The organism is Pseudomonas sp. ef1 (genome assembly GCF_007293365.2).
In the GTDB taxonomy this organism is placed as follows: domain Bacteria; phylum Pseudomonadota; class Gammaproteobacteria; order Pseudomonadales; family Pseudomonadaceae; genus Aquipseudomonas; species Aquipseudomonas siliginis.
The window spans coordinates 372,875-396,245 of record NZ_CM129815.1 but is presented as its reverse complement, the minus strand read 5'-3'; the positions used below and the strand labels follow the sequence as shown (position 1 = coordinate 396,245).

The window sequence follows — 23,371 nt, the reverse complement described above, 5'->3', positions numbered from 1 at the left end:
ATGTATGCGAATGGGCGCCGTTGTGCGTTTAGTGTCCGGCGTGAACCGGTCAACGCCCCATCCGAGCCTGACAGGTCGAACCTGCTGCAGCGCCCCTCGGACAGGTGGCGGGAAAACGGCATAGCCGTTCTGAATCGGTGGCGATTATAGCGGTCTTCGCCCGGCTAGTGGCAAGCGGCAAGCTACAAGCGGCAAGTAAAAGCCAATCCGCTTTTACTTGCAGCTTGTAGCTTAAAACTTGAAGCTGGGGGCCAATACCCCTAACGCTCAAACGCCTCGACCCAGGAGCCCCCCACATGAATTTCCACACCCGCAAATGGGTTAAACCCGAAGACCTCAACCCCAACGGCACCTTGTTTGGCGGCAGCCTGCTGCGCTGGATCGATGAAGAAGCGGCGATCTACGCCATCGTGCAACTGGGCAACCAGCGTGTGGTGACCAAGTACATCTCGGAAATCAACTTCGTCAGCGCCTCGCGCCAGGGCGACATCATCGAACTGGGCATCACCGCCACCGAATTCGGCCGCACCTCGATCACCCTGACCTGCGAAGTGCGCAACAAGATCACCCGCAAGAGCATCCTCACCGTCGAGAAAATGGTGTTCGTCAACCTCGGCGAAGACGGCCTGCCGGCGCCGCACGGGCGGACCGAGATCAAATACGTGAAAGACCAGTTCAAGGATGACGAAGCCGTTCAATAAGATCGGCGGCGCATTCTTCGCGAGCAGGCTCGCTCCCACAGGTACAGCGTGATCCTTGTGGGAGCGAGCCTGCTCGCGAAAGCGGTTGCCAATTCAGCGGAGATTCGCCTGCCCACTGAACAGCCATGAAGCGCAACGGTCGTAGCTACATCCCCCCCACCGGTTGCCACGCCATGACCACCCCCACCAGCGAAAAGACCCCCGACCTCTCGGCCAAGGAGCAGCACGAAGTCGAGAAGAGCCAGCCGCCGCGCGCGGCCGTTCTGCATGAAATCATCCGCACCCAGGGCGACCAGGAACTGGAGCGCAGCATTGCCGCGCTGTGGTGGTCGGCGCTGGCCGCTGGCCTGACCATGGGCCTGTCCCTGATGGGCATGGGCCTGCTCAATTCGCGCCTGCCCGACGGCGACGAATTCAAGGTGATCGCCAGTTTCGGCTACTGCGCCGGTTTCCTCGCGGTGATCCTCGCGCGCCAGCAACTGTTCACCGAAAACACCTTGACCGCCGTGCTGCCGGTGATGACCAAGCCGACGCTGAAGAATTTTCTGCGACTGATCCGTCTGTGGACAGTGGTACTGGTCGGCAACCTCTGCGGGACGATTCTGGTCGCCTACGTGATGCTGGAACTGCCGATTTTCGACAGCAAGACCGACGTCGCCTTCCTCGAAATCGGCCGCAAGGTGATGGAACACAGCGCCAGTCAGATGTTCGCCAAGGGCATCGTCTCCGGCTGGATGATCGCCACCATGGTCTGGATGATCCCGTCCATGGAGAGCGCGAAGATGTGGATCATCATCCTCATTACCTACTTCATGGCGCTGGGCGACTTCACCCATATCGTCGTCGGATCGGCGGAAGTGTCCTATCTGGTGTTTGCCGGCGAGTTGCCGTGGAGTGATTTCTGGGCGGTGTTCGCCGGGCCGACGCTGGCAGGAAATATCATCGGCGGCAGCTTTATCTTCGCGCTGATCAGCCATGCGCAGATTCGCAGCGAAAGCGGTGCGCCGAAGGAATCTGCGGATCAGGCTGTTAAGCCCGATCCGCAGTCGATCAAAAAATGATCAGTGGTGGGCTGGCTCAGGCACGCTCGCCGGCTCGTTGCGCGTCGCGTGCTTGACCAGTTTGCCGATGGTCAGGCCCTGCAGCAGGATCGACGACAGCACGACGATGTAGGTGATGCTCAGCAGCAGGTCGCGCTCCGGGCCCAGCGGCAGGGCCAGCGCCAGTGCCACCGAAACACCGCCGCGCAAACCGCCCCAAGTGAGGATGCGGATCGTGCCGGCCGGCACTGAGCGCCAGCGCCGCAGCAGCAGGATCGCCGGCGCCACGGTAAGCAGGCGCGACAACAGAATCGCCACCGCCAGCAGACCTGCGGCGGCCATGTGCAGCCAGTTGAACGGCAGCAGCAACAACTCCATGCCGATCAGCGCGAACAGCAAAGCGTTGAGCATGTCATCGAGCAGCTCCCAAATTTTGCCATTCGCATTTTTTTGTCAGTTGCCTGTGTTGCCTGTAGACTAGGCATCTTAGCCAGCTGAGCACGGATTTCGTAAGTGACAATCGTCAAAAAAGGGTCACCCATCGAAACCTATCCCTTCCGAGCCCTGGCGCCTGAGGTGGTGGAGTTGTTTCAGCGCTGCGCTGAGCTTAGGAAGGTGCCGTCAACAACGACACTGAAGCTTCTCGAATGCTTTTGTGACATCACCAACCAGACCTTGTCTTTTTTGAAGCTCTCATCATCAGCGCTGACTGACATCGTTGCGGGTTTTCAAGGAGCGTTGTTTGAACAGGATTTGGTCGGTACGTCTGACGTGACGCGCGCGAAGATTTCCGTTTATCTACAAGATATTCTGCTCGAAGCACGTAATTACGTCCCTTCCATGCCGCCGACTGAATTTGGGAGCGGGCTAAGAAAAAAATATAATCCGAAGTGGAGAAAAATACTTCTTGGTGTTGACCTGGGTAAAGTCAAATATTGGACTGGATGGCCTGTAGAGAACCGTAAAGGCACCACTTTGTATTGTCACTTTGCCAATATGTATAACAGCCATGGTCATGATTTTACATATGGTCTGTATGAGCAGTTGCGATTCCATATTTCCGGGTATGGGACGACACAGTTGACTATGCCCAATAAGATGGCTGACTTCCTGAGTGAGAATAGTGATTCCTGGCCTGAGGACACGTTTAACGATTCGACAATGATTTATAATTTCTTCTGGGATTTCAGAAAGAGTTTTTTCATGAGTGGCGAGGCCCTAGGGCTGGATATCGACGCACAAATGAAAACCTGGAATAAATATATTGGGTTCGTCGAGAAGATATTTATTCTTCCAGGTGTATGGGTCGAGCCCTTGGGCGGAAAACTGCCTTTGGCACCTGCGAAGCGAATTGATGGTCAGTCGACTAACATTCGAACGAATGATGATGGTGCTGATGTAAAGGTAAAGCTCGTACTGGAAATACCGTTACATCTTACTGAGTCTGAAGCTATTGAAGTTTTATTCATTTCCATATCTAAGCGGCTGAAGATTATTGAGAGCTGGGCCACAGCGCAGATTGCTGATCTATATGGTAGGGTTCTTCGTCGTAAACAGCTCGCTGCGCAGGGCGAATTAGTAGACACGACTAAGCGTAAGAAGGGACACCTATTAATAATTCCCAATATTTGCTGCATTTTTGAGACGTACGGCTACGGAGAGCCTTACAGTCACTACGCTTCTTTATCAGTGGATACAAAAGATTCTCAGACGCCTGCTTATGATTTGGCTAGTTACATGGGGATGCCACTGGCCGGAAGCCTCATGCCATTTCAGCTCCTACTTATCCTAAGGCATCCGATAATTACGTCAGAGTTTCTGGTTGATTTCGATCTCTGGAATAAGCTGGGGCAGAGATCAGGATATGTATTGGATGGGGCGGTATATAAGCTGGTGGGGTACAAAGATCGTAAGGGGGCAGGAAGGTCTGAGCAGAAAATTACGCTAACCCCAGAAACTAAAGCTTTGGTCGACCAAATTATTGAGATTACTGCGCCCCTACGTGAGTATCTGAAGTCGCAGGGTAATCCCATATGGAGAAAATTGTTCATCACATGCGGTAACGCATTTTCTCCGCCAGTCAAGAGCACCCTAGCACCGTGGTCGAGGTCAACACTCAGACCTGGTACATACTTGAGAACTAATCTTTTAACTCAGTTTCGTCCTCACACAGAAATGCCCGAAGATGACCTCGTTAAGTTTTTGGAGATGGTGAGTGCATCTTCAGTGCGCGCATCCCGAGTCGCCGAGATATTTATTAAGACGCACAGCGCTGAAACTACCTCTCAGGCTTTAGGTCATGAGAGCTACGATCCTAATCTCATGGATCACTACCTCCCCAAAGTGATCATCGATTTCCTTCATGAGAGGCGCATGCGAGTATTCAATAAAATATTAATTTGTCATAGCCTTCAAGATAGCCCGTTTTTATTTCGGGCGAGTAATTTTTCAAGCGTGGCTGAATTAGATACTTTCCTAGTGAATCATGCTTTTGGGGATGTCCCTGCATATCTTCAAGATCCAGAGGGCCGCCATGAAAAGCTTGAGAACGACGGGACTGTATATGCGTTAGTGTCTGCAGATATTTTGAGCGTGCTGCTTTCGATAAAACAGGCTGTTGAGCAAGCGCCAACCAATCAGAAAGTTAATGCTAAGGCCGTGTACTGGGCGACCTACACAGGCTTTCTTGAGAGGGAGATCAGTAAGCATCGAGATGCAACTTATCGGAGCGAACTCTACAGGGCGTCATTAATAGCAAACGCAGAGTCTATGGAGAGATTTGTTTATGAATGCGCCCTCTAAACTTGGCTTCCTAAGTGAGCCTCGCTTGGCGCCGGCAGAAGCTTTTCGCAAAGCTTCCTGGCTGACCACTGATTTTAATGCTTCCGTCTGGCATGTGAATTTCAGCGGTGATCCCATCCCACTCAACTGGAAGGTCGCTCTAGACAACAATTCATACCTGACTGATGACGAGAATCTAGATCTATTGAATGGTCTCAAATATTCGCTCATTGGCGCCACGCGAAATAGCCTGGTTGAAATGGCTAACTCTCAATGTGTTGAGACATTAAGGCGGAAGTTTCACGCAGCTGTAGGTGTTATTGACTGTCTGCTAATACATTCACGTGCGCTTAAACTTTCAAGTGCAGGGTTGGCAGGTTTGTCTGAAGGCGATATAAAATGGATACTAAATAAGCTGTCTTCAGAATCTTCCGTGGCCGAAGCGCTGTATGATTGGTCAGGCAAATTGTGTGAGTATGCTCTAGCACTGTTGAATGAGATCCCGAGCGAGACGATTGCTTCCCTATTGGAAGCGAATCCGTCAATGTCAGAGATAAGTTCTACTCAGCTCGAGTCTAACGAGCTTGATATTACGGTTGATAATGTTCCACGTATTCGGGCCGCTTTATACTATAAAGGCCACTACGACGGACATAGAGGTGCTGGCTATACGGTAAACTCTGTACGTATCTCAAACGAAATTTACAAAAATACTATCCGTGGCAGCTTGGCCAAACCGAGGCATGAAATCCTTAGTTTTTATCCGCTTGGAGAATCCTATAAGCGTGAGATGGAGGGGGTCAAGGTTGTTTCTAGTTCGGGGAGTCTTATGGCTGAGTCCCAGTACAGGCTATTTTACAATTTCTTATATGGAATGGGGCTGCTTAAAGATCTTGGTATGCCAGGGCCTAGTGAGCGAGTCTTGGATCGAATTAAAGGTTACACGCCAGAGCTCGCCAAGCCTGGTCGTTTTGTGACAATCCCGTCTGGCACCATTTTTAAGTTATTCAAAGGTGCTGTCGAGTTTCATTACGAGCTGGGCCCGCTCGTGGTTGAGGGATTTTGCAGGTTGGCTCGATACTGTGATGAGCATGACAAGTCGCTTACAAGCCTAACAGATGAACAGGTTGTTTCAATTGTAGGAAGTGATTTGGAGCGTCACGGCGTAACGAAGCTGGGGCTTGGTTGTAGAAATACAAGTGATGTCGATGGCAGTGGTCTTGAAAATCGCAAGGGAGCGAAAGAGGACTATTTTGAGCGGCTCAGATCCAATGTAGGCTTGCTAGAACTTGTCTATGTTTATATTGGAGTTATTCAATTCGTTGTTGGTTTACTTATGGCTCGGCGAATCGACGAGCTTTTGCAGATCCCATCAGCACAAGCATTCGACTCCACGAATACATGGCTGATGTTTAAGAGAGAAAAGAGCACAGTAAATACGTATGGTCTCCGTAAGTATGATGCTAGGCCTATAGATCCTCTTGCTGTACAGATGCTTGCGCAATTAGTGCGGCTCCAAGAGGAGCTGATTAATGCGGGTTTCTCGGCTGAAGCTCCTACTATTTTCTCTGTTCCTTCTCTGCATGGAAGAAAGGTACTATATTCGGCCACGAAAACAAGCATGAGTACCTGCTTCGACTTCTTTTGTGATTATTTCGAGAGCGAAGTTAATGAGGTCGGTCTTCGGTATTACATCAGACAACACCAGTTGCGACGTGTAGCAGCTTTGTTGTTTTTTCACGCGTATGGGAAAGGACGCATAGATACACTGCGTTGGATTCTCGGGCATAACGATATCGAGCACGCATGGAGGTACATTACATCTGCTACAGATGGAGCATCCCTCCGTGGTGCGGAAGCTCAAATAATTGCTGAGAAATTCTTTTCTGGTGATGTGCATAATTATAAGTCATTACGTGCGTTGATGAAGGAGCAGTTTGGAACGGATGATCTTCGCCTTGTAGATCAAGAGTCCTTTTCAGAGCGCTTGGAACACTTGATGAGTAAAGGTATTGTAAGATTTGAACCCGTATTTGTTATTGGAACTAATGGCAAAGAAATGCAGGTTCTTGTTCACGTAAAGGGCGCATAGTCATGGGTAAGCCTAGATCAGAAATTCAAGTTCATAATGAATCAATCAAGGCGCGGCAGGTTCTGTTGGAAGATGTACTTTCCGATATAAAAAAATACGCCTTAAATGAGATTGTCATTGCTGCTCTAAAAAATCAGGGCGCTTTGGCTTCCCTTTCTTATAAATTCGATCTGGCTGGACAGCAATACGCGATTGACTCTACAAGTCTGAACACTCTCAAAAAGAAATCTGATGAACTGCTTGGTCATCACGGTTTTGCAGGGCTAGAGCGTCTTAGGGGGGTGGCTAAAGATGCAGTTGCTGCGTATGCCGGAAAGGACAGCAAACCCACCAAAAAGACCAAGTACGGGTTGGAGCAGATTAATAGCGAGTTGGAATGCGCAGTGGTCGCACTACGCCGCTCTAATTTCAGGTTGCTCCAAGGGCTTTCCGCTGCTATCTCAGGCATCAAAGAAACCAGGGATGGTTCTAGTGAGGCTGTTAGAAATAAAAGCGCCAGCGAAGCTATAAATGCACTGCTGGCAATAGTCTCGCTTAATGAGTCTCCTTTTGATGTGATCCCGTCTCACGAGAATATCCAATCTTTAAAGGTGGTGCGGGGTGAGTAATTTCCCTGAGCGTAAGCTTTATTCAGTGATTCCTGAGCTTGAGTTGTTTGACCACAACGCACTGGGGAAGCTTGTGACTAGGGATGCGAGCAACCTGACATTCATCAATTGGCCAAACGGGGCGCCCTGTTTTAGCGCGAATCTGTACATGCTGTCCCTTACGGTTCGGCCCAATAGGATGAAGCGTAAGGGGTTAGCCCGTGCGGGCAGAAAAGGTGGGACGATTGGTGAATACGCTCAGAAAATCAGTCAACTGGTGAGATTCTGTTATGCTTCAAATATTGATTTTATAGATCTATCAGATAATGATTTTACGCGTTTTATTCATCATCTAGGGACGGAAGTTGACCCCAAAAATCTTCGTGAGAAGAGGAAAGCCACACTCACGGTTGTAGACGTTGGGACTGTATGCATAGACTTCCTGAAGTACATTGGCGGGCTTTATGAGCAGCCCAATTTCGTCGCGACTGGAGGGCGAATAAAAGTTACTGAAAATGTTACGGTGAAGAAAGATAAGCGTGGTCGTGATTATGCTGTGCATAGCGTGTGGCATCACGCATTTCCACCTGGTGGTAGGAGGCACGAGCGGAATGCAATTCCAGCTGTTCATATCGACCAGCTCAGGAAAGCTGTTGATGAAATGGGTGGCTCGCGTTTCATCAAGATTCGACGGCATGCATTTATCTCAACTTTGGAAAACTCTGGAGCTAGGCTGTCAGAGGTGGCGAGTCTTAAAGTAGTAGATGTCCTGGCCGCGTATAAAATGAAACATCCTATGCTAAGGTTTATCACGCTAAAGGGTGACGATAATGAGGAAAGAGAAGTACCCGTAAATAAGATGTTTCTCAATGAGCTGGTATCATACATTGAGTTTCACAGGGATAAAATTGTAAGAAATAAATTTTCCAGTTTTAAAGATCATGGTTTCGTCTTTGTATCATCATCAACCGGAACTCCGATTTCAGAAACCTCCCTGGGCAACGAGATCGGTTCAGTGCGCAGGTTTGCTGGTATCGAGGAGCAGGCCTGCGCACACATGTTTCGCCACTCGTTTATCACGAATTTAGTAATGGAGTTCGTGCAGCGGGATAGATATAGGCGTGCCGGAGATTTTGAAGTCAGGTTGCTTTCTGATGAGAGCTATCTTGAGGAAGTTAAGATGTATACCGGTCAGAAATCAGTTGCGACTGTCATGGGCTATGTGCATGCGGCATTCAAGCAGATTGAGGGATATAGCACTACAGTTAGCAATGTTTTCCTAATGCGAGCCATGGAGCAGTTCGATAAATACTCTCGCAAACTCCGGGCTCAGCTCGGCTCTACCCTTACAATTCAAGAGTATAACGTAGAGATGGAGAAGCTTGAGACTTTAAGGGATGATGACTTTGCACGTGAGCTTGCGAGAGAGAAAACGGTCAAAGGAATCGCTCCGATTCTGCCTGGCCACGAATGATTCGATGAATTCTGGGACGAGTGTTGAGATACCATTGTTCATTACCAATGGATTCAAGCCTTAGGCTGTAGGTCAGGAGAACGTTTTGCTGCTGCTTTCACGCCTCTGGAACCTTATCAGCCCCGACCGCCGCCCAGAGTGGGAGAAAGCGCGTGAACGCGAGTTCATCCGGGTGGCGAACTCCTTGAACACCCTCAAGGTGACACCAGAGGGCGGAATGTCCATCGATCCTGAAGAACTCCGCGATCAGATAATCGCCTCACGTGAGCAACTCAAGCATCTCGTCCACACACCTGGTGCGCCTGGCAGGTCATTAAAAGCAGCGGTACACGTCACGGTGGATCAGGAAGAGAGTCCTACCTTAGAGGCTCCGGTGAGCGCATTGGACTGTATGGAGGTGGTAGTTTGGCGTCGGCTCTCTAGTGGCGCTGCTGTGCGCTACGTGTGCCTCCAGTCTACAAGTACGGGGCGATTCGCTGTCGCTACAGCCAGTCTGTTCACAGAAGCGATAGAGAGTCTCCCGACTTGGGTCGACGGCAATACCAACAGGCAAATCGCGAATGCCCTACAGCTCGATGATCTCCAGTGGTACACGGCTGTGAGCGAGGCTGTGGATGCATGGAATGCGGAGCTCTGATGACCCTGAGTTTTCGGTCACGGCGTGCCCCTGCGGGTAGCGGCTGTCGTGAACCGAGCCTTGGCAAAGCCTGCGTCTCGGCCCTTCGGGCTTTCATCCCGCACGCCTGCGCGCTCCGCTTGCGGTATGCAGAGATCAGTTCCTCCCTGGACAGTGCCTGTAGCTCGCACATTCTGATCCATTGAAAAGTCAAACGTGAGTCTGGCACTGGCTTTCTGAAGGGATAAACGCCCAGATTGGATGCAGGCTGAGAAAAGGGCATTCACCAGTGCGGTGAACAGCTTGATAGGAGTGAACCCGACCGAGGGCGATGCCCTGAAGCCGGGTTTATTCGGATTAAGCGAGCACAGCAGCGGGTTCCGCCGTATCGTCACCGTAAGCGTCCGGCGAACTCACCTTCCGAACTCCAGCATTAGGGGCGATGGTGTCCGCGTATTTTTAAGCGGACGCGATCCCCCTTATCGCCAGGATTTCCATGCGCCAACGAAGCTCTTATCCGAAACCGTTCAAAGCCCAGATCGTTCAGGAATGCCTGCAACCTGGCGCATCCATTTCCAGTGTCGCCATCAGCCACGGCATCGTATGCGTACGGCCAAGTCATCTACCCAGCCCTGCAAAGCCAAGACATGGTGTGCACTTACATTTAAGTGGGCACCAGTTCTAGCCTTTTAAGCGGGTATTTCATGCAGCCAACACGCCGTTCCTATTCCAAATCCTTCAAAGCTCAGGTCATTCAAGAGTGTGCCCAGCCCGGTGCTTCGATTGCCAGCATCGCACTCAGCCATAACCTCAACGCAAACCTCGTCCACAAATGGATTCGCCTGCAAGCGCAGAAAAGCACGGCGCTGCAACCTGCATTTATTCCGTTACCCGTGCCGCTGGCAGGGGCGAAATCCCACACATCATCATCGAATATTTGCGTTGAAATACAGCACCCGCGTGGCACCGTCACAGTGAACTGGCCCACTGAAAATGCTGCTGCCTGCGCGACCTTTCTTCGAGACCTTCTGCGATGATTCGCATCGACTCCATCTGGCTCGCCACCGAGCCGATGGACATGCGCGCTGGTACCGAAACGGCATTAGCCAAGGTGATTGCGGTGTTCGGTGCGGCGCAGCCGCACTGTGCTTATCTTTTCGCCAACCGCCGCGCCAATCGCATGAAAGTGCTGGTGCATGACGGCTTCGGCATATGGCTGGCGGCGCGCCGGTTGAGCCAGGGCAAGTTCCACTGGCCAAGCATTCGTCATGGCTCTGAAATGCAGTTGGACACCGAGCAACTCCAAGCCTTGGTATTGGGCCTGCCATGGCAACGAGCAGGTTCCGGCGGCTCGATCACACTGCTTTAACGGCTGCCATTAGCCTATCGGTCTATCGCCGCGAAGCGCCTGCTCTGGCAAAATTCGGCGCATGACTTCTTCTCCCAATCTCGACCAAATGACTCCCGACCAACTGCGTGCCTTAGCTGCGCAATTGCTCTCGCAAGTCGAAACAATGGGTAAGACGGTCGAAACCATGGGCAAGAAGATCAACCGCGATCAGACGGTGATCGAGAAGCTGACCTTCGAAATTGCGCAGCTCAAGCGCTTGAAATTTGCCAAGCGCAGCGAGCAGATGAATCCTGAGCAGGCCAGTTTGCTCGATGACCTGATCGATACAGATATCGCAGCGATTGAAGCAGAGCTTCAGGCCTTGCAAACAGTGCCAGCGGCGACCGAGAAAAAGCAGAAGCCCAAGCGCACTGCATTGCCGGCTGAGTTTCCACGCACACTGATCCATCACGAACCTGACAACACTCACTGCCCATGCGGCTGCGCGCTGAAACGCATCGGTGAAGATGTCAGTGAGAAGTTGGATTACACACCGGGCGTGTTCACCGTCGAGCGTCATGTACGTGGCAAATGGGTCTGCGATGACTGCGAAACGCTTATCCAGGCACCGGTTCCGGCTCAGATCATCGACAAGGGCATCCCAACCGCTGGGCTGCTGGCCCACGTCATGATTGCCAAGTTTGCTGACCATTTACCGCTTTACCGTCAGGAATCGATCTTCGGTCGAGCGGGCCTGGCGATTCCACGCTCAACCTTGGCCGAATGGGTTGGCGTGACTGGGGTTCAGTTGCAGCCGCTGGTCGATGCGCTGCGCGAAGTGGTACTCGGGCAGCAGATTATTCATGCCGATGAAACACCCGTGCAAATGCTCATGCCGGGAACAAAGAAAACCCACCGTTCCTATGTTTGGGCCTACGCCACCAGCCAGTTCTCGGATGTGGCAGCGGTGGTTTATGACTTCAGCCCCAGCCGTGCCGGAGAGCATGCTCGCAACTTCCTGCAAGGCTGGAGGGGCAAGCTGGTCTGTGACGATTTTGGCGGTTACAAAGCCAGCTTCGAACTCGGCGTGACCGAAATCGGCTGCATGGCCCATGCACGGCGCAAATTCTTCGAGCTGCACGCTACGAATAAAAGCACGCTTGCTGAGCAAGCCCTGCGCTATATCCAGTTGTTGTACGAAATCGAGAGCGAAGTCCGCGATCTGGAGCCGGATTTACGGCGGCGAATACGGAAAGAAAAAGCCGTCCCGGTAATGGACATGCTACATGTCTGGATGAGCGCCCAGCGCGACCTTGTGCCCGAAGGCTCAGCCATCAGCAAAGCACTCGATTACAGCCTGAAACGCTGGGCAGCGCTGTCGCGCTACCTCGATGACGGGGCTGTACCCATAGACAACAATTGGGCAGAGAACCAGATCCGACCATGGGCTCTTGGACGCAAGAACTGGCTCTTCGCAGGGTCGCTACGCAGCGGAAAACGGGCGGCGGCGATCATGAGTTTGATCCAGTCTGCGCGGCTCAACGGTCATGATCCGTATGCCTATTTGAAGGACGTGCTCACACGCCTGCCGACGCAGCGGGCGAGTGAAATCGATCATTTGCTGCCGCATATTTGGCAACCGGTCTAATTGCGTAAGACGTGATGCTCGGATGCAAACGTTCAGTTGCGCCCAGTAAGCAGCGATGATGTCATATTGGACAAGCACGCTTATCGTGAGAAATTGGAACAGCCTTACGAGGTTGTGCCCGATACAGTTACATCAGAGCTCTTCCTTTGCCTCGGCGAACTGGCGCACGGCGTCGACTACTTGCCGTGCTCCGCTCTGAATTTCCTCTATCACAAAGCCGGCTTGGCTGACCAAATCGACGCCTTGATCGACCTTTTGGCGACTAGCCTGCATGCTCTCCACAGCATCCTGCGCTAGTTCATGGTTGCGCTTCACAACATCGACGATTTCCACGGTGGCCTGCGCCGTGCGGGCTGCAAGGTTTCGTACTTCATCGGCGACCACCGCAAAACCTCGGCCTTGTTCACCCGCCCTTGCAGCTTCGATAGCAGCATTTAGAGCAAGTAGGTTGGTCTGCTCGGCGATACCTCGGATGGTCTGCACGATGCTGCGGATCATCTCTGACTGCTGATTGACTGCAGTGATGCCTTCAGCCGCTCGTGAGAGCTCGGCTGCTATGCCTTGTACCACCTCGACCGTTTCACTAATGACCTCGGCACCATGGCGAGCGCTTCTGTCCGTCTGCTGGGATATATTGTAGGCGAGCGTGGCTGCATCGGATTCTGCCTGCTGCTGGCGCACTTGGGACGTAATATCACGGGCAAACTTAACTACTTTGTAAAGCCGGCCACTGGCATCGAATACCGGGTTGTAGGTTGCGCTCAGCCAGACGGTATCGCCATGCCGGTTGAGTCGCTGGAAGCGTCCAGAGAAGAACTCACCACGGTTCAGTCGCTCCCAGAAATCGCGGTATTCAGGAGAGTCCGCTTCACCTCGTGTGCAGAACATGCGGTGGTGCTTTCCCCGAATCTCATCCAGGCGATAGCCCATGGCCTGCTCGAAGTTTTCGTTGGCGTCGAGAACCTCACCTTTCAAGTTAAAGGAAATCGCAGCCATCGAGCGACTGATGGCCTGAACCATGCTGCTCTGCTCCTGCTCACGGATCACCTGAGTAGTAATGTCGGTGGCCAGCTTCAGCACGCCTTCGACGCGACCATCGGCGCCTCGGATAGGGTTGTAGCTGGCTTCGAGCCAGACCTCCAGGCCTTGCTTATTACGCCTCAGGAAACGTTCACGTATGTACTCGCCACCAGCCAGGCGCTGCCAGAACTTACGATAGTCGGCACTCGCCTGGTAATCAGGAAAACAGAAAATACGATGGTGCTGTCCGACGATCTCCTCCAGTCGGTAGCCCATGGTGGTAAGAAGGTTCTCATTGGCACCTATGATGGTGCCATCGGGTTTAAATTCAATTGTTGCCGTCGAACGGTCAACGGCCACGGCCCTTGCTTCTGCGGCCTGAAGCTTTTGCAGAGCCTCAGCCAAGGTCTGCTTGATTGCCTTGTTGAACATTGATTAGCCTTAGAGTGAATTTTACTATCGGACGAATGAGGAGAAGCCGTAAATCCCAATTCGAATGTTTAACTGATGCTTAAATCAGGTGATGTAGCGGGTCTGCAAATTGCACCAGCAAGCACCAACTTGAATCTATGGCTTGTGCAGTATCACGCTAGAGTCTTGGTCGCGCTTAAGCTTTCCAGCATCCTCTCTGCGCTCATCGGCTTGCCCAGCAGGTAACCTTGCAAAATGTCGCAACCCAACTCGGTAAGCATCTGTTGTTGTTCAGCGGTTTCCACACCCTCTGCAACGATCCTCAGCCCCAGCGTTTTACCGAGCGCTACTATGGCCGAAACGATAGCCGCGTCATCGTTACACTTAGCCAGCTCGGTGATAAAACCTCGGTCGATCTTCAGTTCGTTGGCTGGTAGGCGCTTAAGATAAAGCAGGCTGGAATAACCGGTACCAAAGTCGTCGATGGAGATATTCACGCCCAATGCTGCCAATTGATCAAGAACAATCAAAGCAGCTTCAGCGTCCCGCATCGCCGTAGATTCGGTAACTTCCAGTGTCAGGAAACGGGGGGGCAGGCCACTGCTTTGCAGGGCATTGCGCACGACATCAACGAGCTTTGCATGGGCCAGTTGTACCGTCGAAATGTTGACCGCAATACTCCATTCGTCTTTACCTTCGCCTAACGCTTGCCATTCGGCCATCTGCCGGCACGCCTCATGGATTACCCAGCTACCGATTGGCACGATCAATCCAGTACGCTCTGCCAAGGGCAGGAAACGGACGGGCGGCACCAAGCCCAAACCTGGCTTGTTCCAACGCAGTAAAGCTTCAACGCCGATCATAGGGCCATTTGGGGCGAGCATCTTCGGCTGGAAGTGCAGGATAAATTCATTCCGATCCAGTGCGCACCGCAGATCCTGTTGCATTTCCAACTGCAGGTGAGCGTTAACGTTCATAGCTTTTTCAAAGAAGCAGTAGCCATCGCGGCCCTGCTCCTTGGCGTGGTACATAGCCGCATCGGCATTGACCATCAGCTCATGCTCGGTTAGGCCATTTTCTGGGAATATAGCGATACCGATGCTAGCGGACACATGCACTGTCTGCCGCCCAAGTACGTAAGGTAATCGAATATTTTCCACCAAGCGTTGCGCCAACATCGCAGCGTCTTCAGGTTCGCCGGGATCGATAAGCAGAACGAACTCGTCGCCTCCGAGGCGAGCCACCGTATCTTCGCCGCGTTTGGCGTCGTTGATTCGCTTTGCTACTTGCAGAAGCAACTGGTCGCCAGTGTGATGACCGTAAGTATCGTTAACAGCTTTGAAACCATCCAGATCCATGAAGAGTACGGCAAAGTGGCTCTTCTGCCTGATGGCTTTATGAATCGCTTGCTGAAGACGGTCGTTTAGGAGGATACGGTTAGGGAGGCGAGTAAGATTGTCGTGAAGAGCTAGCTGCACCAGTTCACTGTTTGCGAGGTCAAGGGAGCTGGCAAGTATGCTGGTGCGGACGTCAAGCATTGATACGATCAAGGCAATAGCGCAGACAGCCAGCGTGATCAGAATCACCAAAACCATTAGCAAGTTGCTATCAATGCCTGCATTGACCGCTCCGCACACGCTCCCGATAGGAAATTGGGCAGCCGCCATTCCGGTATAGTGCATTCCAACAATGGCACACCCCATAATTAACGAGGCGCCGATGCGTGTACGATTGATGTACTGACCTTCGCCACGCAGGCGGAAAGCGATCCACAAAGCCACGCCCGAAGCAAGGATAGCAATCAGCACCGATAGCGCGAACAACGACGGAACGTATTCCACTACAGGATTCATCAGCAGCGCCGCCATTCCAACGTAGTGCATGGATGCAATTCCGATACCCATGAGCACCGCACCAAGCAGCAAACGCGGCAGTGGCATTTCCGTCTGGCATGCTAGCCACAAAGCAAAGGCGGAGGAGGCGATGGCGATCAACAACGATAAGCCAGTCAGCGTCAGGTCGTAACCCAGCTCGATGGGCAGTTGGAAGGCCAACATGCCAATAAAATGCATCGACCAGAGGCCCGTGCCCATGGCGGAAGATCCACCGGCAAGCCAAAGTGCCGATGCTTTGCCTTCGGTACGGGTGACTCGACCAGTCATGTCCAGCGCGGTATAAGACGCCAGGATCGCTACGGCGAAGGAAAACAGCACATACACGCTGTTATAGCTGCTTACTAGCATTGAAACCCTGAAGGTTGAATTTGGCTCCTCTGGGCCATCGGCGGCACGAGCAGTTTCTGAAGAGTACGCTTCATCCTATCGTCAAAAATTTTACAAAAAAAAGCGTCATGCCAGCCTTGCGACTTCCACGGGCACGCTTACGGCTGAATGCGATGCTGGCAATTGTAGTGCCGTGCTGGGCACCCATATTGAATGACCTGGGCTTTGAAGGCCTTGGAATAGGAACCGAGTGTTGGCTGCATGAAATACCCGTTTAAAAGGCTAGATCTGGTGCTCACTTAAATTTGAGTGCACACGATGTCTTGGCTTTGCGGGGCTGGGTAGATGACATGGCCGGACGGTTACACGGCATCAATGCCAACGTCATCCGTAAATGGATGCCGCTCTATCGAGATCAGCCTGCAGCGACTTCACTACCGGCATTCGTCCCACTAAAAGTCGCACCTAAACGGCCAGCCGAAGCGTCAGTGATCATCGAGTTGCCCATGGCCGGCCAAGTAATCACAGTGAAATGGCCAACCTCAGATCCCGAGGGCTGCGCGCAATTTATCCGGGCTGTCGCTCAATGATCCGCATCGATGCAATCTGGCTGGCCACCGAGCCAATGGATATGCGCGCCGGCACCGAAACCGCATTGGCCCGGGTGATCGCAGTGTTCGGTGTGGCGAAGCCGCACTGCGCTTATCTGTTCGCCAATCGGCGGGCTAACCGGATGAAAGTGCTGGTGCACGATGGCGTGGGCGTCTGGCTTGCCGCACGGCGCCTGAATCAAGGCAAGTTTCACTGGCCCGGCATTCGCCATGGCTGTGAGGTCGAACTCGACAGCGAGCAACTCCAGGCGTTGGTACTGGGCCTGCCGTGGCAGCGGGTCGGCTCAGGCGGCGTGATCAGCATGCTGTAACCGCCGGCCATTTGGCCAGTCTGCTTGTCGTCGTTTCGCGCCTGCTCTGACACAATCGGCGCCATGACTTTCTCGCCTAACCTCGATCAGATGACCCCGGAACAGCTTCGTGCCTTGGCGGCACAGGCGTTGCAGTTGCAGTCCCAAGTCGAGGCGATGAGCAGGAAGATCCAGAACGATGAAACTATCATCGAACAGCTCACCTACGAAATCGCCCTGCTCAAACGCCACAAGTTTGCCAAGCGCAGCGAGCAAATCAGTCCGGTGCAAGGCAGCTTGCTGGATGACCTGCTCGATACAGACCTTGAAGCTATCGAAGCTGAGCTAAAACAGCTCCTCCCAGCTTCGCCACATGCCGAGCCACGGCAATCACCCAAACGTGCGCCATTGCCACCGCAGTTTCCACGTACCGTGATTCGCCACGAGCCAGAAAACACTCAGTGCGCCTGTGGCTGCCAACTTCAGCGTATTGGTGAAGACGTCAGCGAGAAGCTGGATTACACGCCGGGCGTGTTCACGGTCGAGCAACATGTGCGTGGCAAATGGGCCTGCCGTCAGTGCGAAACACTGATCCAGGCGCCAGTGCCGGCGCAGGTTATCGACAAAGGTATCCCGACAGCAGGCTTGCTGGCCCAAGTAATGGTGGCCAAGTTTGCCGATCACTTGCCACTGTACCGGCAGGAGAAAATCTTTGGTCGTGCCGGACTGGCAATCGCTCGCTCGACCTTGGCCCAATGGGTTGGACAGACCGGCATGCGACTCCAGCCGCTGGTCGATGCGCTGCGTGAAGCTGTGCTGAACCAGGGCGTTATTCACGCTGATGAAACGCCTGTGCAAATGCTTGCGCCGGGAGAGAAGAAAACCCACCGGGCCTACGTCTGGGCCTACAGCACTACGCCGTTTTCGGCGCTCAACGCGGTGGTTTACGACTTCAGCCCAAGCCGTGCTGGCGAACATGCGCGCAACTTCTTGGGTGACTGGAACGGCAAGCTGGTCTGCGATGATTTCGCTGGCTACAAGGCTGGATTTGAGCAAGGCATCACTGAAATCGGCTGCATGGCCCATGCCCGTCGCAAGTTTTTCGATCTGCACGTGACGAACAAAAGTCAGCTGGCCGAACAAGCGCTGCACTCGATCAGCGGCTTGTACGAGGTCGAGCGCCAAGCGCGGGACATGAGTGATGAAGATCGTTGGCGAATGCGTCAGGAAATGGCGATACCGATCATCAAGAAACTGCATGACTGGATGTTGGCCCAGCGCGACCTTGTGCCTAACGGATCAGCCACGGCCAAGGCCCTCGACTACAGCCTGAAACGCTGGGTAGCGCTGACGCGCTACCTAGACGATGGAGCTGTGCCCATCGACAACAACCAAGTAGAGAACCAGATACGGCCATGGGCACTCGGACGTTCGAACTGGTTATTTGCCGGGTCGCTACGTAGCGGTAAGCGGGCGGCTGCAATCATGAGCCTGATCCAGTCGGCGCGTATGAATGGACATGATCCCTATGCCTATCTCAAGGATGTGCTGACACGGTTGCCGACACAGCGAGCCAGTGAGATCGGGCAATTGCTACCGAATCAATGGATGCCGTCCTGCTGAATAATGAATCGCCCCGAAGCAGAAGCGTAGGAGCGATTCACTACTACAGCTCTAGCCGGGCAGGCTCAAGTGCAGCAAGGGGAAGGGGCGGCCCTCGCCATCCAGCGGAGAACGACCTGTTTGAACAAAACCGTAATGTAGATAGAACCCTACCGCTTCGGGGTTCTGTTCATTCACATCAACACTCATCTGACTGCGCGAACTGCGGGCATGATCCAGCAGTGCGCGGCCAATCCCTTTCCCTCGCAGATCTGGTTCGATGAAGAGCATCTCTACGTGGTTTTCATTGAGCCCGATGAACCCTAGCGGGCAGTCCTCGGCATCTACCGCAACCCATAGTTCGACAGCGGGTAGGTAAATATCGCGGAGCTGAGGGAGTAATGCCTCAATATCGGATTCTTGCAGGAAGTGATGTGTGGCGCGAACGGAGCGCAGCCAGATGTTGAGCAGTTGCGGATGGTCGGCGTTAGTAGCCTGACGAATGATCATAGAATCATCCTTAACACTTGATATCGGAAATGAGGCGCGCTACTAGATAGCGACCGTATAAGTGGCGGCAACTGTATGACCGCTTCGCGAGTTAACGCCTGGGCGGTTCACGGCAGAGGTAGCCGGAAAGGAGGGAGGAAGGACGATACTGAGAGGCTTTTGGGGTGTCAATAAAAAATTACGGAAGGGATTGTGGATGAAGCATACCTGACAGATGGTGGCCGGGCCGGTAGGGGTCTCACGCGGGACGCTAGAACCGGATGATGTCAGGAGCTTATGGTGACTTACCCGGACGCTTACTCGTCACCGCCTCCCTGTGCCGCTAGATCAGGCGAAACCAGACCTTGGGAGGAAGGGGCATAAGGGTAAAAAGCTTCAAACTTGTCATACGGGAAGAGTGACTGAATTTTGTACACGGCGTTTGTAAGAAACTGAGTCTTCTCTATATCGGCGTAATCACCGCTGTACCTTCCAGAGAAGAAGTTGACCTCCCAATAGCCAGCCTTTGGCCGTATTTCTCCCGCAATCCGAGCGGCCTGCATCCCAGTCATACTTGGGTGACCGAGCTCATCAGGTTTTGGAATGTCCTCAGCGACGAATAACACGCCGTCCTTACCTATGGCCCAGATAAGCTTACTCTCAGAGGATGGGTCGTTAGCCACTGAATCGGCCACTTTCTTGTAGGCCTCGTGAACATCAACCAAACGGATTTGTTGCGGATCCCAGAATTTTTTCGCGGTCTTGTTGGTGCCTTTTCCGTTCCGCGAGACCTCGTTCTCTTTAATGTGGTTGGGCGCACGCAATGTCCCATACATGCTATTGAGATGACTTTCGTAGTCATCTCGGCGCTGCTTCACAGCCCTGGTGAACGCCGGGAAGAAGTGCTGATCATCTAGACCGGCGATCTGGCTCTCCTGCCCCTTGAAGCCGGCCAGCATCGCATCTGCATAAATTGGGTCATGAATGTAAATGCCAGATACAGCGTTGCCCAAGGGAATGTCAGTCGCATCCAAGAACACCTGGAAAGCACACTCGGAATCCCAGTAGACATCAATTTGCCACTGTAAGCGTGCGAGGCTGCCAGTCAAGAAACTGAGTTTTTCCTTACGCCAGCGAATCATTCTCTCTTCATCGAGGGTGTAAGTACCCAACACGTCATTGACCTTGCGGTGGGTGTAATGTTTACGGACATCGTCTCGCGCTTGAGCAATCGATGCCAGTTTGATCTCGTACCTGACCGAAGGAACCGGGATCTCAAGCAGAGGACACATTTCATCTTCCAGGTATCCCAATACCTGATCACGAATACGCTCTGCTGTGCCATGAGCGAACTTGAAGTCGATGCGCGTCTTTCTATCTGCCGGGATGATCGAGATATCTGGAACAATAATCTCATGGGGAGCCACCCAGTTAGTGGCATCCGGTTCTCGAATGGACATCGCCAGCCCCCAACGACCTTTTACGGCCTCAGGAGTGGATTCCCCGAAAAATTCGTCAAGCATGACCATTTCTGCTCGTGCGTACGGCCCGAGTCGGTCGTCATGAACGTATACCCATTTCGAATCACCCCGGAAGTCATAACCAAGGGCGGTAATTGCGTGCCCAGCTTTGACGTACTCACCAGCTTCGTTGGGTTCCACGCCGTATACTTTTCCCGTCAAAATGACGGGCAGGTTGCTATTAATGTGAGCAACGAGGGACTCTCGGAAAGATTCAGGAGTTGATTCCTCAAGGCTATTGTTGTGATATCGCAGCCCCTCAATATCAAGCGTTCGCTGGATCTGCTTATTGGTAAGCTCTTTATTTGGGAATCCATTACTGGAACCGTCCACAAAATTCAGGGCGGCGGTGGTGATCTCACTGCAGGATTTAATGTCCTTAACACTACGACCAGGCGAACTGTGCAACGCTGTCCAAATGGCGGTGGTAGCACACGCGGCAACCACCTTGTCCTGTTCTTGGAATGCAATTGAGTCGATTGTCAGCTTGATGCCAAAGAGATTCACATCATAAGGCTTGTCAATTTTCTTCTTGCCCACACCTCGGTCACCACTGACACGAAGGCAGGTTTTCCCCACGAATGTCCTGGTGAGAGGTTTGATAACCATGAAACCGAGGTAGTGCGACTGGAGTTGCTCTAGAGTTTTTACAGCATTGTCATCCTCAGCATCATCTAACATTTCTCCCACGTCACCCGCCAGTAGAGCGTCGAGCCGCTTGTGAGTCAGATCGCAACTGAAGAAGTGAAGCCGAGCGCACTTGTAGCCATCGTTGCCGAAACGCCCCAGGTAAAAACGCGAGTAGTCCTCGAGGAAGTCTCGGTCGATGTATTCGTGCTCAAGCAGGATGCTTCCTACCGTCTTCTTACCCTTCGGAATCTCGGGCATGAAGGACTTCAAGTAGTTATAGATGTACTTGATCTGAGGTTTTTTGAAGATGTCAGCGTGATCATAGCCGTATGGCTCATGAATCAACGCTGCCATCGTCGCCTCTTCGAAGCTGGTGATGAGGTATGGAGTCATTGTGATCGCGCAAAAAAAAGCAGCCCATTAGGCTGCTTTCGGATGAAGGGATTTATTAGAGGCTGCAGGTCTTGGCAAGCAGCGTCGCAGTGACTTCTTGTTTAGGGAATTCACGTGCCAGACGGTGGTTAGTCGCGGCCATGCGATCACGAGCCGCCTTTAGGCTGGCTTCATGAGAACCGTTACGGTTACGGGCCTCTTCGATCATACGCTCAAGAGTCATAGCTCCATCCTCTAAGAATTTTGTTCCACGGTGCATCAACGAATTCCAATGCGCGACCACTGCTTTCAATGGAAAAAAACGTAATACTGCCTCGCTAGCAAAAGCGGTGCGGATTATCGAGCTCGTTCACCAAGCTTCACAAGCAGTACCTGCCGTCAGCCGACAAGCGGCTTTACGACTATAGTTCAGACTTGGCGAAAGCCCCCAAGGTTCAATAAACAAGCAGCCTCAGAACTCGGCAAACGGCAGCCCCGTCACAGCTCCGCTTCTCAGGAACGCCATTAAGGCTCTTCTCCTGCTAGTCGTTACCATAGCGACTAAAACCTCCATCAGGGAGGTGGCCAAGCTGGGCGAAAAATCGTTGATAACCGAGTATGGCATATGGCAATCACCCACTTAAAGTGTATTTTGCCGTTATTTTCGCCCCGTTATAGGGCGCCGGAGCGACGTTTTTTGAGTCTTCCATGCTCCCAGTCAGCGTTTGCTCGTCTGAATGGAAAGGATAGCCGACTAAAGGCTCAGTTATGCGTCGGCCCCCATGGGCCCCACGATGGCGGATTCTTAACGATGTCGATTGAGGTGCTGAGCTCGTCCTGCATGTGTTCAAAAACTCTGTCGAGACTTGGATGAGCTTTCGACTCTCGCAGGGCATTCACTAACGCCAATAGCTCACGCCCTTGAGCCACCGGCATTTGGATGTCGCAATACACGGTGTCATCGCTGTCTCGTTCCACGTCTATTCTCCGTCTGCATCAATCCAGCTTGGGCTTACTTCTGGCAGTTCTGTGTGCCTCGAGGTGCTGCATCTCTGATTCCCAACAAGCCAGGAATTTATACCAGTCCGCAGCGTAAGGCCCATCTAACAATCTGGTCGACCCGATACTCGCCTGATTGAAGCGCTCCCTCCAGGGCTGGGGGATAGTCTGCTCCAAAATGATGTCGATTCCGGAGTTGTGATGCTGCAGCGTGACACAATCCCGAAGCTGGTTGAGATCAAGTGCCTTGTCAGCATTGGGGGAGTATTTCCGTTCTTGAAGGTCAAGGTCATCAAGGATGGATAAGGCATCGAACGCCTTCGAATCGCCTGGAGATATGTGCGCAAGTATCCACAAAGCCTTTCGTCTCTTGGCCTCCAGTTCGCGCAGTTCATCGTCGGGCATTTGAGTTACCTCTTGTTGGCGTTGATGGCGTGCCGCCTGCGGCGTCAGGCTGCCGTAAATCGAGCCCCGCCAAGGCGTGTCTCGACCCTGCGGGCTCGCATCCCTCACGCCTGCGCGCTCCGCTTGCTTGGTGTTTGCGTCTCTGTGAAACATAGATCGTAACGCACCCTCCCTCGTGACTCGCAGCGGAGCATCGCTATTCAGAGCGTTCTGTTATCGTTCTAAAAGTAATTTAGTCGCTCTTAGCCATCAGCCTTCTGGGGAGCCGAGAATGGACACGACTCGACGCGTACCAGGCAGAGCCTACCAAACGGTTCGCGATCCCGAGCGTCTGCTCATTGAAGAGCGCGCCGAAGCTCTATCTGCTGCAGGCTACCCGCTGCCAGATGATGATCCGGCTATGTACGCTGAGCAATTGTTGAAAGAGGCCAGAGCGACACGACGACTACCGTGTTCAGATATTTGTCTTTCGTCCTGTGGGTCACAAGGTACTGACAACTAGGAAGTTAAGAGCTACCGCCCCTCATTTTT

Annotated in this window: 19 protein-coding genes, 3 pseudogenes and 1 riboswitch; of the genes and pseudogenes, 13 read left to right on the top strand and 9 right to left on the bottom strand. The window is 52.7% G+C overall.

The window, feature by feature from the left end; all coding sequences use genetic code 11:
• Window positions 1-5 precede the first annotated feature (5 nt).
• A riboswitch (S-adenosyl-L-homocysteine riboswitch) is annotated at window positions 6-104 on the bottom strand.
• Window positions 105-296: 192 nt separating this feature from the next.
• Together FEE99_RS01920 and FEE99_RS01915 are read left to right on the top strand one after the other, a co-directional pair.
• Window positions 297-701 (top strand): acyl-CoA thioesterase, encoded by a 405-nt coding sequence (locus FEE99_RS01920; RefSeq protein ID WP_016772772.1) that lies wholly within the window; start codon window positions 297-299, stop codon window positions 699-701.
• A gap of 173 nt (window positions 702-874) precedes the next feature.
• The gene (locus FEE99_RS01915; protein ID WP_041476959.1) at window positions 875-1,762 is read left to right on the top strand and encodes a formate/nitrite transporter family protein; all 888 of its coding nucleotides are present in this window, start codon (window positions 875-877) and stop codon (window positions 1,760-1,762) included.
• Here the strand turns inward: FEE99_RS01915 and FEE99_RS01910 are convergent.
• A pseudogene (locus tag FEE99_RS01910) lies at window positions 1,763-2,170 on the bottom strand (cation:proton antiporter domain-containing protein); the annotation flags it as partial. It lies immediately after the preceding gene.
• Window positions 2,171-2,254: 84 nt separating this feature from the next.
• Between FEE99_RS01910 and FEE99_RS01905 the strand changes: the two are divergent.
• The 9 genes from FEE99_RS01905 (at window position 2,255) to tnpC (FEE99_RS01865) (ending at window position 12,269) form a co-directional block, all read left to right on the top strand.
• A complete protein-coding gene (locus FEE99_RS01905; protein WP_064361035.1) occupies window positions 2,255-4,543 on the top strand; it encodes a hypothetical protein in 2,289 nt (762 codons plus the stop codon).
• Window positions 4,527-6,614, top strand: a complete 2,088-nt coding sequence (locus FEE99_RS01900; protein ID WP_064361036.1) for a hypothetical protein — start codon at window positions 4,527-4,529, stop codon at window positions 6,612-6,614. Before FEE99_RS01905 ends, FEE99_RS01900 begins: the two co-directional genes overlap by 17 nt.
• 2 nt (window positions 6,615-6,616) lie before the next feature.
• On the top strand, window positions 6,617-7,222 hold the full coding sequence (locus FEE99_RS01895) for a hypothetical protein (RefSeq protein WP_064361037.1): 606 nt from the start codon (window positions 6,617-6,619) through the stop codon (window positions 7,220-7,222).
• The gene (locus tag FEE99_RS01890) at window positions 7,215-8,675 is read left to right on the top strand and encodes a tyrosine-type recombinase/integrase (protein WP_064361038.1); all 1,461 of its coding nucleotides are present in this window, start codon (window positions 7,215-7,217) and stop codon (window positions 8,673-8,675) included. The genes FEE99_RS01895 and FEE99_RS01890 overlap by 8 nt, the downstream gene beginning before the upstream one ends.
• Before the next feature lie 85 nt (window positions 8,676-8,760).
• On the top strand, window positions 8,761-9,312 hold the full coding sequence (locus FEE99_RS01885; RefSeq protein WP_064361039.1) for a hypothetical protein: 552 nt from the start codon (window positions 8,761-8,763) through the stop codon (window positions 9,310-9,312).
• Window positions 9,313-9,787: 475 nt separating this feature from the next.
• Window positions 9,788-9,976: a transposase gene (locus FEE99_RS01880; protein ID WP_082817310.1), complete on the top strand. Its 189-nt coding sequence runs from the start codon at window positions 9,788-9,790 to the stop codon at window positions 9,974-9,976.
• A gap of 19 nt (window positions 9,977-9,995) precedes the next feature.
• Entirely contained in the window at window positions 9,996-10,328 is a 333-nt protein-coding gene (tnpA, locus tag FEE99_RS01875) for an IS66-like element accessory protein TnpA (RefSeq protein ID WP_009682494.1), read from the top strand.
• A complete protein-coding gene (tnpB, locus tag FEE99_RS01870; RefSeq protein WP_009682493.1) occupies window positions 10,325-10,660 on the top strand; it encodes an IS66 family insertion sequence element accessory protein TnpB in 336 nt (111 codons plus the stop codon). Before tnpA ends, tnpB (FEE99_RS01870) begins: the two co-directional genes overlap by 4 nt.
• A gap of 61 nt (window positions 10,661-10,721) precedes the next feature.
• A complete protein-coding gene (gene tnpC, locus FEE99_RS01865; protein WP_034128274.1) occupies window positions 10,722-12,269 on the top strand; it encodes an IS66 family transposase in 1,548 nt (515 codons plus the stop codon).
• 132 nt (window positions 12,270-12,401) lie between these two features.
• On the opposite strand, the pseudogene FEE99_RS01860 reads toward tnpC (FEE99_RS01865), so the two are convergent.
• From FEE99_RS01860 to FEE99_RS01850, 3 genes and pseudogenes are all read right to left on the bottom strand, one after another.
• A pseudogene (locus FEE99_RS01860) lies at window positions 12,402-12,839 on the bottom strand (methyl-accepting chemotaxis protein); the annotation flags it as partial.
• A 153-nt stretch (window positions 12,840-12,992) separates the two neighbouring features.
• Window positions 12,993-13,721: pseudogene (locus FEE99_RS01855) on the bottom strand (PAS domain-containing protein); the annotation flags it as partial.
• Window positions 13,722-13,873: 152 nt separating this feature from the next.
• Window positions 13,874-15,943: a putative bifunctional diguanylate cyclase/phosphodiesterase gene (locus FEE99_RS01850; RefSeq protein WP_143979135.1), complete on the bottom strand. Its 2,070-nt coding sequence runs from the start codon at window positions 15,941-15,943 to the stop codon at window positions 13,874-13,876.
• Window positions 15,944-16,508: 565 nt separating this feature from the next.
• On the opposite strand from FEE99_RS01850, the gene tnpB (FEE99_RS01845) reads away from it, so the two are divergent.
• Both tnpB (FEE99_RS01845) and tnpC (FEE99_RS01840) read left to right on the top strand, forming a co-directional pair.
• Window positions 16,509-16,844: an IS66 family insertion sequence element accessory protein TnpB gene (gene tnpB, locus FEE99_RS01845; RefSeq protein ID WP_014717582.1), complete on the top strand. Its 336-nt coding sequence runs from the start codon at window positions 16,509-16,511 to the stop codon at window positions 16,842-16,844.
• 63 nt (window positions 16,845-16,907) lie between these two features.
• Entirely contained in the window at window positions 16,908-18,446 is a 1,539-nt protein-coding gene (gene tnpC, locus FEE99_RS01840; RefSeq protein WP_014717581.1) for an IS66 family transposase, read from the top strand.
• 51 nt (window positions 18,447-18,497) lie between these two features.
• On the opposite strand, the gene FEE99_RS01835 is transcribed toward tnpC (FEE99_RS01840), so the two are convergent.
• The 5 genes from FEE99_RS01835 to FEE99_RS01815 form a co-directional block, all read right to left on the bottom strand.
• Window positions 18,498-18,935, bottom strand: coding sequence for an acetyltransferase (locus FEE99_RS01835; RefSeq protein ID WP_014717580.1), 438 nt, complete (start codon window positions 18,933-18,935; stop codon window positions 18,498-18,500).
• A 296-nt stretch (window positions 18,936-19,231) separates the two neighbouring features.
• Window positions 19,232-21,418 carry a hypothetical protein gene (locus FEE99_RS01830; protein WP_064361256.1) on the bottom strand — a complete coding sequence of 729 codons (2,187 nt, stop codon included), beginning with the start codon at window positions 21,416-21,418 and terminating at the stop codon, window positions 19,232-19,234.
• Window positions 21,419-21,512: 94 nt separating this feature from the next.
• Complete coding sequence (locus FEE99_RS01825; protein ID WP_167351292.1) at window positions 21,513-21,680, bottom strand: hypothetical protein; 168 nt, start codon at window positions 21,678-21,680, stop codon at window positions 21,513-21,515.
• A gap of 518 nt (window positions 21,681-22,198) precedes the next feature.
• Window positions 22,199-22,414 carry a hypothetical protein gene (locus FEE99_RS01820; RefSeq protein WP_007246723.1) on the bottom strand — a complete coding sequence of 72 codons (216 nt, stop codon included), beginning with the start codon at window positions 22,412-22,414 and terminating at the stop codon, window positions 22,199-22,201.
• Window positions 22,415-22,432: 18 nt separating this feature from the next.
• Window positions 22,433-22,840 carry a hypothetical protein gene (locus FEE99_RS01815; RefSeq protein ID WP_038448081.1) on the bottom strand — a complete coding sequence of 136 codons (408 nt, stop codon included), beginning with the start codon at window positions 22,838-22,840 and terminating at the stop codon, window positions 22,433-22,435.
• Window positions 22,841-23,371: the final 531 nt, after the last annotated feature.